This is a genomic window from Streptomyces sp. NPDC052012 (assembly GCF_040689265.1).
GTDB lineage: Bacteria > Actinomycetota > Actinomycetes > Streptomycetales > Streptomycetaceae > Streptomyces.
Genome location: NZ_JBFAXA010000024.1, coordinates 110,059 through 120,083 on the forward strand (window position 1 = coordinate 110,059; position 10,025 = coordinate 120,083).

Consider the following 10,025-nt stretch of genomic DNA (forward strand, 5'->3'; position numbering starts at 1 on the left):
CTCCCCTGTCCGCAGTACCCGGGGAGGCACCGGCGGGTGCCCACCCGGGGGACGACTCCCTTGCGCCGCCCGTCCTTGTGCCGGTCATCGTAGCTGCACCCCGCCCGTCGCCACACCCTGTCACCGCGATGTCACTGTGCACATAGCAGAAACGCGGCGGGAGACCAGAAGGTTCCCCGAATCCCGTACTTCTACACGACTTCACCAGCACCGCGTCGGCAACTCGGCGCGCTCACCGAAGCTTCCCCGCATGTTCACGCGCCCCTGCGGTATCGCCCTCACTCCCCCCGCATCCACTGCTGCATGACCGCCAGCAGATGATCGGGGTCGACGGGCTTGGTCACGTAGTCGGAGGCGCCCGACTCGATCGCCTTCTCCCGGTCGCCCTTCATCGCCTTCGCGGTGAGCGCGATGATCGGCAGCCCCGCGAACTGCGGCATCCGGCGGATCGCCGTCGTCGTGGCGTAACCGTCCATCTCCGGCATCATGATGTCCATCAGCACCACCGCCACGTCGTCGTGCTGCTCCAGGACCTCGATGCCCTCCCGGCCGTTCTCCGCGTACAGCACGGACAGCCCGTGCTGCTCCAGGACGCTGGTGAGCGCGAAGACGTTGCGGATGTCGTCGTCGACGATGAGCACCTTCTGCCCGCCGAAGCGGATGCCGCGCTGCGACCGGGGCGCCGGTTCCTGCTCCACGCCCTGCCACTGCTCCGGCTGCGGCGCGGACCGCTGCTCCAGCTCCGGCCGCGGCTGCGACCCGGCCGTGGGCCTGCGCCGGCGCCTGAACAGCGCGGCCGGGCCGTTCTGCGTCTCGCGGTACGACTTCACCTCGGCCGGCGTCTCGATCTGCGTCTCGGACAGCTCGGCACCCTGCTCGGCCGACGCCACCAGGTCACCGGCCTCCAGCGCCGGCATGGGCTGCTGGTAGCCGTGCGGCGGCAGCTCGCTCGGGTGCAGCGGCAGGTACAGCGTGAACGTGGAGCCGCGGCCCGGCTCGCTCTGCGCGTGGATCTCACCGCCGAGCAGCTGGGCGATCTCCCGCGAGATGGACAGCCCGAGCCCCGTACCGCCGTACTTGCGGCTGGTGGTGCCGTCGGCCTGCTTGAACGCCTCGAAGATCACCCGCATCTTGCTGGCCGCGATGCCGATGCCCGTGTCGGTCACCGAGAACGCGATCAGGTCGGCGTCCGGATCCGTCAGCGAACCGGCCTCCAGCAGCTGCTCGCGGATCTGCTGCGGCACGTCGTCCCGGGCGGGCCGGATGACCAGCTCGACCGATCCGGAGTCGGTGAACTTCACCGCGTTGGACAGCAGATTGCGCAGCACCTGCAGCAGCCGCTGCTCGTCGGTGTGCAGCGTGGCGGGCAGCTCCGGCGAGACCCGCACCGAAAGATCCAAGCCCTTCTCCGCGGTCAGCGGCCGGAAGGTGGCCTCCACGTAGTCGACGAGCTGCACCAGCGCGATGCGCGTCGGGGAGACGTCCATCTTGCCCGCCTCGACCTTCGACAGGTCGAGGATGTCGTTGATGAGCTGGAGCAGGTCGGAGCCGGCGCCGTGGATGGTCTCGGCGAACTCCACCTGCTTCGGGGAGAGGTTTCCCTCGGCGTTGTCGGCGAGCAACTTGGCCAGAATCAGCAGCGAGTTGAGCGGCGTCCGCAGCTCGTGCGACATGTTGGCCAGGAACTCGCTCTTGTAGCGCATCGACACCGCGAGCTGCTCGGCGCGCTCCTCCAGGACCTGGCGCGCCTCCTCGATCTCGGTGTTCTTCACCTCGATGTCGCGGTTCTGCCGGGCCAGCAGCTCGGCCTTCTCCTCCAGTTCGGCGTTGGACGCCTGGAGCGCCTTCTGCCGCTGCTCCAACTCGGCGGAGCGCTCACGCAGTTGCTCGGTCAGCTCCTGGGACTGCGCCAGCAGCCGCTCCGTCTTGGTGTTGACCGAGATGGTGTTGACGCTGGTCGCGATCATCTCGGCGATCTGGTTGAGGAAGTCCTTCTGGATGTGCGTGAACGGCGTGAACGAGGCCAGTTCGATGACGCCGAGCACCTTGCCCTCGAACAGCACTGGCAGCACGATCACCTGCGCGGGCGGCGCCTCCCCCAGCCCCGAGGAGATCTTCAGATAACCGCTCGGCGCCTTCTCCACCAGGATCGTCCGCTTCTCCGCGGCGGCCGTCCCGATCAGCCCCTCGCCGGGCCGGAACGACGTCGGCATGGAGCCCATGGAGTAGCCGTACGAACCGAGCATCCGCAGCTCGAACTGGTCGTCGTCGGCGGCGCTCAGGTCCTCGCCGTCGACCAGCGGCATCGCCAGGAAGAACGCGCCGTGCTGCGCGGACACCACCGGCGTCAGCTCGCTCATGATCAGGGAGGCCACGTCCTCCAGATCGCGGCGGCCCTGCATCAGCGCGGAGATACGGGCCAGGTTGCCCTTGAGCCAGTCCTGTTCCTTGTTGGCGATCGTGGTGTCGCGCAGGTTCGCGATCATCTTGTTGATGTAGTCCTGGAGTTCCTGGATCTCCCCGGACGCGTCCACGTCGATCTTCAGGTTCAGGTCACCACGGGTCACCGCGGTCGCCACGCGCGCGATGGCCCGCACCTGCCGGGTCAGGTTCCCGGCCATCTCGTTCACGGACTCGGTCAGGTCCCGCCAGGTGCCGTCCACGTCACGCACGCGTGCCTGGCCGCCCAGCTGGCCCTCCGTGCCCACCTCGCGGGCCACGCGCGTGACCTCCTCGGCGAAGGACGACAGCTGGTCCACCATCGTGTTGATGGTGGTCTTCAGCTCGAGGATCTCCCCGCGCGCGTCGATGTCGATCTTCTTCGTCAGATCACCCTTGGCGATGGCCGTCGTCACCATGGCGATGTTGCGCACCTGACCGGTCAGGTTGGACGCCATCTGGTTCACGGACTCGGTGAGGTCCTTCCACGTGCCCGCGACACCGGGCACGTGCGCCTGACCGCCGAGGATGCCGTCCGTGCCCACCTCGCGGGCCACCTTGGTGACCTGCTCGGCGAACGCGCTCAGCGTCTTCACCATGGTGTTGATGGTGTCGGCGAGCTGCGCGACCTCACCGCGCGCCTCGATGCTGACCTGCCGCGTCAGGTCGCCGTTGGCGACGGCGGCGGAGACCTGGGAGATGTTGCGCACCTGAGTGGTCAGGTTCTTCGCCATCAGGTTGACGTTGTCGCTCAGGTCCTTCCAGATGCCCGTCACACCCGGCACATGCGCCTGACCGCCCAGGATGCCCTCGGTGCCCACCTCACGGGCCACCCGCGTGACCTGCTCGGCGAACGACGACAGCTGGTCCACCATCGTGTTGACGGTGGTGACCAGCTCGAGGATCTCGCCCTTGGCGTCGACGGTGATCTTCTTCGACAGGTCGCCCTTGGCGACCGCCGTGGTGACCTCGGCGATGTTGCGCACCTGGAGGGTCAGGTTGTTCGCCATGCCGTTCACGGACTGCGTGAGGTCCTTCCAGGTGCCGGAGACCCCCTGCACCTCGGCCTGACCGCCGAGGATGCCCTCCGTACCCACCTCACGGGCCACCCGCGTGACCTCCTGGGCGAACGACGACAGCTGGTCCACCATCGTGTTCAGCGTGTTCTTCAGCTCCAGGATCTCCCCGCGCGCGTCCACGGTGATCTTCTGCGACAGATCACCCCGGGCCACCGCGGTCGCCACCTGGGCGATGTTGCGCACCTGCGCGGTCAGGTTCCCGGCCATGCCGTTCACCGAGTCGGTCAGATCCCGCCACACACCGGCCACACCGGGCACCTGCGCCTGACCGCCCAGCCGCCCCTCGGTGCCCACCTCACGGGCCACCCGCGTCACCTGGTCGGCGAAGGACGACAGCTGATCGACCATCGTGTTGATGGTGTTCTTCAGCTCCAGGATCTCCCCGCGCGCGTCGACGTCGATCTTCTGCGACAGGTCACCCCGGGCGACCGCGGTGGTGACCTGCGCGATGTTGCGCACCTGAGAGGTCAGGTTGCCCGCCATCGAGTTGACGGAGTCGGTGAGCTCCTTCCAGGTGCCGGACACGCCGTCCACGCGCGCCTGACCACCCAGCCGCCCCTCGGTGCCCACGTCCCGGGCCATACGGGTCACCTGGTCGGCGAAGCTCGACAGCTGATCCACCATCGTGTTCACGGTGTTCTTCAGCTGGAGCATCTCACCGGAGACGTCCACGGTGACCTTCTGCGACAGGTCACCGTTGGCCACCGCCGTCGTCACCTGGGCGATGTTCCGCACCTGACCGGTGAGGTTCCGGAACGCCGTGTTGACGGAGTCGGTGAGGTCCTTCCACGTACCGGCCGCGCCCGGCACCTGCGCCTGGCCGCCCAGCTCACCCTCGACGCCGATCTCGCGCGCCACGCGCGTGACCTCGGCACCGAAGGCGGACAGCTGGTCCACCATCGTGTTGACGGTGTTCTTCAGCTCCAGCATCTCGCCGGCCACGTCCACGGTGACCTTCTGCGACAGGTCACCGTTGGCCACCGCCGTCGTCACCGCGGCGATGTCCCGCACCTGCGTGGTGAGGTTCCGGAACACCGTGTTGACGGAGTCCGTCAGGTCCTTCCAGGTGCCCGCGGCGCCCGGCACGTTCGCCTGCCCGCCGAGCCGCCCCTCGGCACCGACCTCGTTCGCCACACGCGTGACCTCGTCCGCGAAGATCCGCAGCGTCTCGGTCATCTGGTTGATCGTCTCGGCGAGCTGCGCGACCTCACCGCGCGCCGGCACCGTCACCTTCCGCGACAGATCACCGTTGGCCACCGCCGTGGTCACCTCGGCGATCCCGCGCACCTGGGCCGTGAGGTTCCCGGCCATGGTGTTCACCGAGTCGGTGAGTTCCTTCCACACCCCGGCCACACCGGGCACCTGCGCCTGCCCGCCCAGCGCCCCCTCGGTGCCCACCTCGCGAGCGACGCGGGTCACCTCGGACGAGAACGCGGAGAGCTGGTCCACCATCGTGTTGACGGTGTTCTTCAGCTCCAGCATCTCGCCTTCGACATGCACGGTCACCTTGCGCGACAGATCACCGCTGGCGACCGCGGTCGTCACCAGCGCGATGTCCCGCACCTGGGCCGTGAGCCGCTCCGCCATCGTGTTGACGGAGTCCGTGAGGTCCTTCCACGAACCGGACATCCCGCGCACCCGCGCCTGACCGCCCAGCTTGCCCTCGGTGCCGACCTCACTGGCCACGCGCGTGACCTCGTCGGTGAAGGTCGACAGCTGGTCCACCAGGTTGTTGACGGTCCGCCCGACCTTCAGGAACTCGCCCCGCAGCGGATGCCCGGTACCGTCGGGCGCCTGCGTCCGCAGCTCCATGCGCGGCGACAGATCACCCTCGGCCACCGCCGACAGCACCCGGCTGACCTCGGAGACCGGCCACACCAGGTCGTCCACCAGCGCGTTCGAATTGTCGATCGCGGTCGCCCAGGAGCCCTCGCAGGCACCCGTCTCCAGCCGCTCGGTGAGCTTGCCCTCCCGCCCGACCATCCGCCGCACCCGGGACAGCTCACCCGTCAGATGGAGATTGCGGTCGGCCACCTCGTTGAAGACCGCCGCGATCTCCGACATCACGCCGTCGCCGGACACCGTCAGCCGCTTGCGGAAGTTGCCGTCCCGCATCGCCACGAGCGCCGTCAGCAGCCGGTTCAGGGCGGCGGTGTCCACCGTGGTGGTTCCGCCCCGTCCCTTGCCCGCGTTACTCAGGGACTGTCCGCCTTTCGCGCGCGTTTTCGTGCCCCGCGTCGCTGCGCCAGACTCCACTGTGTCCCTCCCGCAGGGGTCGACCGTTACTGCTGTGCTCGGGTACCACCGGAGGCGTACCTGTTACTACTGCGTATACCTGTACTACTGCGAGTCCCGGCGGACATACCAGGGCGCCCGCCCGTGGGCTGCTGCCCACCCGGCGTGGATGACACTCGGCCTGCCCGAACCTTCACAACAAGCCTGCCCAGTGTTTCACCCCCGCCGAACCAGGCCATAACAGTTCGGCAGCTTCGCACATCGTCCGCACACCCTCCGGACGGAAACACAGCAGACCGGCATCCGCTCGGACCGCGAAGGTAAGTAACCTTGCATCCGGCTGTCCAGCCACGCCGGTCCGTCCGGCCTGGGCGGTGGCACGGGAGACGAGCGGGCACGGAGGGGCGGCCGCAGACATGACCACCGGACTGATCCCTGGGGAGCAGCCCCCGGACCCCCGGCCGACGGGTGACCTGCCGCAACAGCGGCACGAGCCGGTCGGCCACGGAGCCATGCCCGTCGAGAACCGGTCGAGGAGTTCTGTGATCACCGCGCGTGCGGCCGCCAGCTTCGAGCCCGTCGGGCGATCGGTCGCGAGCGCCCGCTCCTTCGTCCGCGACACCCTCCAGGGCTGGGGCTTCGGGGACATCGTGGACGACGCCGTCGTTCTCACCAGCGAACTCGTGACCAACGCCGTGGTGCACGCCGGCACCTCCGCCGACCTGCTCTGCCTGCGCAGCGAGGACGGCGTACGGATCGAGGTGGCCGACCGGTACCCGGAGCGCGAGATCCCCGTCCAGGGCTCGGCGATCAGCATGGGCAGCCCCGACCGCGAGGGCGGCCGCGGCCTCCAGCTGTGCGCCGCGCTGGCGAGCCGCTGGGGCGTGGAGTACACCCCGACGCACAAGACCGTCTGGTTCCAGCTGGACCTGCCCGAACGCCCGGTGGGCACCCGCGCCGCCGGCCCCTCGCTGCCCGCCGACCTCCTCCCGCTCGCCGACGGCCGGGTCCGGGTCGCCGTCGTGCAGATCGACCGGGCCGGCACCATCACCTCCTGGAACGAGGACGCGGAGGAACTCTTCGGCTACAAGGCCGATCAGGTCTCCGGCAAGCCCCTCACCGACCTCGCGGCCTGGCCGCACACCCCGGGCACCGGAACCGGCATCGCCGAGGCCCTCCGGCTCTCCCGCTGGGAGGGCAGCTACGGCATAAGGGGCGCCAACGGCCGCGTGACCCCCGTCTACGCCTCGCACCTGCGGGTCCGCGACACCGACGGTGAACCGTCAACGGTCTGCCTCCTCGTACGCGACCACGAACGGGCGGTGCTGCAGACCCCTCTGCGCGTCCCCGCCTCCGACACCTCAGGGTCCTCCGACGGTCAGAGCACCGACCCCTTCGAGGTGTTCATCGGCTCCCCCGCCCCCGACGACCTCGACGGCCTCCTCCAGCGCACCGTGGAGCGCGCCCGTGACATGCTCGACGGAGACTCCGCCTTCCTGCTCCTCGCCACGGACGACGAGACGGAGCTGGAGGTCCGCGCCTCCACCGGCCTGCCCTCCGCCCGCCAGCGCTTCGCCCGCGTCCCCGTCGAGGCCGGCCCCGGACGCTACGGCTCCGCCCGCATGCCGGCCGTCCACGACGACCTCACCGCCGTCCCCGGTGCGGTGCCGCTGCTGAACGGCACCGGCATGCGCTCCGTCGTCACCGTGCCGCTCAAGGTCGAGGGCCGCCTGACCGGCTCCCTCGGCGTCGCCGCGGAGGCACCCGGCCGCTACTCCAACGAGGAGGCGCTGCGCCTGCAGTTCGCGGCCGACCGCATCGCGCTCGCCGTGGAGTCCGCCCGCCTCGGCGAACTGGAACGACTGCGCCGCGGCTCGCTGAGCTTCCTCGTCGAGGCCTCCGACCTGCTGGCCGGCACCCTGGACCGCGACCAGACCCTGGCCCTCATGGCCCAGATGACGGTCCCGACCCTCGCCACCTGGTGCGCCGTCTACACGATCGCCGACCAGGCCTCCGAGCCGTATCTCTCCTACGTCCTGCACGAGGACGAGGAGCTCATCGACGGCATCAAGTCCCTGCTGTCGAAGATCCCGCCGCCCGACCCGGTCCCCACCCCCGGCGCCCGCGTCTGGTCGGCGCCCGGCGAGGTGGCCCACCAGGCGGCTCTGCGCACGTCCATGCGCAGCCTGGGCCTGAGCGGCGGCCCCAGCAACCAGGTCACCCCGGGCATCGGCCCCACCCTCGCCACCGCGGGCGCCGTCGGCGGCGAGACCGTCGTCCTGCCCCTGGTCGCCCGCAACCGCGTCATCGGCATGCTCACCCTCGGCAAGCCGACCGACGAACACTTCCGCCAGGAGATCCTGGAACTCGCCGAGGACCTCTCCCGCCGGGCGGCACTGGCCCTGGACAACGCCCGTCTGTACTCCGAGCGCACCGCCATCAGCCAGTCCCTCCAGCGCAGCCTCCTGCCCCCCGAGCTCCCGCAGATCGACGGCGTCGAGGTCGAGGTCATCTACCGCGCGGCCGGCGAGGGCAACGAGGTCGGCGGTGACTTCTACGACCTCTTCCCCATCAGTGACGGCGCCTACGGCTTCGCCATCGGCGACGTCTGCGGTACGGGCCCGAACGCCGCGGCCGTCACCGGCCTCGCCCGCCACGCCCTGCGCCTGCTCGCCCGCGAGGGCCTCAGCGGTCCCGCGGTCCTCGAGCGCCTCAACTCCGCGATCCTCGACGAGGGCGCCCGCAGCCGCTTCCTCACCCTGCTCTACGGCGAGATGCGCCCGCAGGAGGACGGCAGCGCCGAACTCAAGGTGGTCTGCGCCGGTCACCCGCTCCCCCTGCGTCTGCGTCAGGACGGGACGGTCGAACCGGCAGCCGAACCCCAGCCGCTGCTCGGTGTGCTGGAGGACCTGGAGCTCTACGAGCAGACGGTCACCCTCGACCCGGGCGACGTCCTCCTGTGTGTCACGGACGGCGTCACCGAGCGCCGCGAGGGCAGCCGCATGCTGGGCGACGACGGTCTCGCCGATGTCCTGACGACGTGCACGGGCCTGACGGCCGGCGCGGTCGCGGCCCGCATCATGCGCGCCGTGGAGCGCTTCGCGTCGGACGCCCCCTCCGACGACATGGCCATCCTGGCGATGCGCGTCCCGGAGCCGCACCAGGACTAGGTCATACGCGAGAGAAACGCACAGGGCATGAAAAAGGCCCCGCCCGGAAGGGGCGGGGCCTTTCTGTCAGAGCCCCCAAACGGAATCGAACCGTTGACCTTCTCCTTACCATGGAGACGCTCTGCCGACTGAGCTATAGGGGCCTGTTGCTGTACTTGAGGTTTCCCTCCGGGATTTCCCCCGCGGCAACGGAATAGATCATACCCCGAACAGACCCGTGCTCCCAACCGCCTCAGAAGGCCGGCTGGAGCAGCCCGCCCAGCGCATTGCACGCGGACGCTATCCGGTGCATGTCCCGCTTGGTCAGCGACGCCTCGACCGGCAGCGCAAGGGTCTCGTCGGCGGCACGCTCGGTCTCGGGCAGCGACACACACCGCCGGAATTCCGGCAGCCGATGCACCGGCGTCTTCACCGGCACCCGGCACTCAACTCCCTTGGCGCGTATGGCCCGTGCGAAGGCGTCCCGGTCGGGCCGCCCGTTCCCGGGCACGCGGACGACGTACTGCTGGTAGGTGTGCCCCACCGCTCCGTCGGGCGTCCGCACTCCCCTCAACTTGGCGTCGAGGTAGGCAGCCCGCTCCCTGCGCTGCGCGACTTCGTCGTACGGAGCCTCGGACTCCTGGTGTTCCAGCACCAGCAGCCCACGCCGCTCTCCGAGCGCGAGCAACGGCCTGACGTCAGCGGGCCGTCCGAAGCGGTGGACGACAACTATCGCCGCGGTCCGCGGAGTTACGGCCGCCTCCACGGCGGCCGGCTGGAGGCAGTAGGTCACCGGATCTATGTCCGCGAACACGGGCAACGCGCCCGCGAGCGTCACGGCCTCGGCGACTTCCACGTTCCCGAAGGCCGGCACGACGACCTCGTCACCGACACCGACTCCGGCGGCCCTGAGCAGCGCAGCAGTACCCATGTAAGGGATGGTGGTTGCGCAACGTGAACTTCAAGTGACACAGAACAGAAAAGGGTTGGACCCGGAACGGAAGTTCCGGGTCCAACCCTTTTCGAAGAATTGTTCGGCGGCGTCCTACTCTCCCACAGGGTCCCCCCTGCAGTACCATCGGCGCTGTAAGGCTTAGCTTCCGGGTTCGGAATGTAACCGGGC

General features: G+C 69.4%; 3 protein-coding genes, 1 tRNA gene and 1 rRNA gene. 1 reads left to right on the plus strand and 4 read right to left on the minus strand.

The features are described 5' to 3' along the window. Window positions 1–278 precede the first annotated feature (278 nt). Complete coding sequence (locus AB0412_RS29430; RefSeq protein ID WP_366405627.1) at window positions 279–5,774, minus strand: HAMP domain-containing protein; 5,496 nt, start codon at window positions 5,772–5,774, stop codon at window positions 279–281. Between the two features lie 395 nt (window positions 5,775–6,169). On the opposite strand from AB0412_RS29430, the gene AB0412_RS29435 reads away from it, so the two are divergent. Beyond that, a complete protein-coding gene (locus AB0412_RS29435) occupies window positions 6,170–8,923 on the plus strand; it encodes a SpoIIE family protein phosphatase (RefSeq protein WP_366405628.1) in 2,754 nt (917 codons plus the stop codon). A gap of 70 nt (window positions 8,924–8,993) precedes the next feature. Here AB0412_RS29435 and AB0412_RS29440 read toward each other — a convergent pair. The 3 genes from AB0412_RS29440 to rrf form a co-directional block, all read right to left on the minus strand. Continuing rightward, window positions 8,994–9,066: transfer RNA gene (locus tag AB0412_RS29440), tRNA-Thr, on the minus strand. Between the two features lie 89 nt (window positions 9,067–9,155). Further along, window positions 9,156–9,818: a DegT/DnrJ/EryC1/StrS family aminotransferase gene (locus AB0412_RS29445; RefSeq protein WP_260827761.1), complete on the minus strand. Its 663-nt coding sequence runs from the start codon at window positions 9,816–9,818 to the stop codon at window positions 9,156–9,158. A gap of 116 nt (window positions 9,819–9,934) precedes the next feature. Then, window positions 9,935–10,025 (minus strand): 5S ribosomal RNA (gene rrf, locus AB0412_RS29450); the annotation flags it as partial.